Genomic DNA, 1,794 nt, shown 5'->3' with positions numbered 1-1,794 from the left:
GAGGAGATCACGGCGGCCTGCCGCGAGCAGGATGTCGGCTCGACGCAGATCAACCAGGCGATCCAGCAGCTCGACAAGGTCACGCAGCAGAACGCGGCCGCCTCCGAGGAGGTCTCCGCCACCTCCGAGGAGCTCGCAGCCCAAGCCGAGCAGCTCCAGACGACGATTGCCTTCTTCAGGGTCGACGATCACGGCGGGCGCGCGGCGCCGGTCGTCACGGCCGTGGTCGACAAGGCGGTCAGGCAGCTACGCGGCAAGGCCACGACCATGGCGAAGGCTGTCCAGCCGAAGAGGGCACCGGCCGGCCGTCCTGCCGTCAAGGCCGCCAGCGGTGGCTTCGCCTTCGACATGGCGGGCGGCGAGGATCAGGACGACGCCTCCTTCCATCGCAACTGACGAGATCGTCACACTACCGAGCAGACCCGTTGAACAGGTTTCGGACACAATTGCCAAAATATCGCGGAAGACCTCGTGGCGTCCAGATCATCAGAGACCCTCATCTGGCACGTTTCATAAAGCCCGGTGCATGTAATTAAATCCGATCGATCTGATCTCGTTGACAGAAAGAATCATCATGTCGCTCTTTGTGAGAATGAAGAAAACATCCAGGACAAAGGTAGCTTTGGGCGAAATGACCCGTCTCAAGCAGGCTTTGGCCAGCGGCAATATTTCTGCGCGTGCAGATTTAGGTTTGGCGACTGGAGGAGCGCTAGAAATATTGTCTGCCGTCAACGAAATGCTTGAAACAGCGACGCGTCCGGCTATCTCGCTTGGTGAATCTATAAGCCATATGTCGTCGGAGCACGACAAGGGCGATATCGACGTGCTCGTTCCCGCCGACCGCTTTCACGGCGACTTTGCCGTGATGGCGCAGGGCATCAACGGCATGGTGGCCGGCCACATCGCCGTGAAGAAAAAGGCCATGGCCTGCATCAAGGCGTTCGGCGAAGGCGATTTCAGCGCGCCGCTGGAGCAATTCCCGGGCAAGAAAGCCTTCATCAACGATACGATCGAGACGCTGAGAGCTAATCTCCAAAGTCTGATTTCAGAAATGGACCGCATGTCGTCGGAGCACGACAAGGGCGATATCGACGTGTTCGTTGCCGCCGACCGCTTTCACGGCGACTTTGCCCTGATGGCGCAGGGCATCAACGGCATGGTGGCCGGCCACATCGCCGTGAAGAAAAAGGCCATGGCCTGTATCAAGGCGTTTGGCGAAGGCGATTTCAGCGCGCCGCTGGAGCAATTCCCCGGCAAGAAGGCCTTCATCAACGATACGATCGAGACGCTGAGGGGCAATCTTCGTTCAATCATCACCGAAATACAGCGCCTGATCACGGCCTCCACCGCCGGCCGGCTGAGCGAAAGAGGCGAAGCCAATCGCTACGTTGGCAATTTCGCCGAGTTGGTGCTCGGGATCAACAGCATGCTCGATGCCATCATCCTGCCAATTGCGGAGGGCAACCGCGTGCTTAGGTCTGTTAGTGGCGGTGATTTGACACAACGTGTCGAAATCGAATGCGAAGGCGATCACCAGCGCATGAAGGATGCGATCAACGCGTTGGTCGACAGTCTGACGAAATTCGCGGTTGATGTAGCGGATGCTGCAAGCAAGGTTGCCAGCGGCAGCCAGGAACTCTCGGCCAGCGCTGAGCAGCTCTCCGAAGGCTCGACGGAGCAAGCCTCGTCGACGGAGGAAGCCTCGTCCTCGATGGAGGAGATGGCGGCCAATGTGAAGCAGAACGCCGAGAACGCGGCGACGACGGAGAAGATGGCTGGCCAGTCGGCCAAGGA

The 1,794-nt window shown here is 59.3% G+C and carries 2 pseudogenes; both read left to right on the top strand.

The annotated features are described in order from the left end of the window. Positions 1-396: pseudogene (locus tag CYD53_RS29735) on the top strand (methyl-accepting chemotaxis protein); the annotation flags it as partial. A gap of 178 nt (positions 397-574) precedes the next feature. Continuing rightward, positions 575-1,794, top strand: a pseudogene (locus CYD53_RS29730) (methyl-accepting chemotaxis protein); the annotation flags it as partial.

It is taken from the genome of Allobosea psychrotolerans, from assembly GCF_002917105.1.
GTDB classification, from domain to species: Bacteria; Pseudomonadota; Alphaproteobacteria; order Rhizobiales; family Beijerinckiaceae; genus Allobosea; species Allobosea psychrotolerans.
Note: the sequence above shows the minus strand (reverse complement) of the source record. Positions and strands in the feature narration are given on the sequence as shown.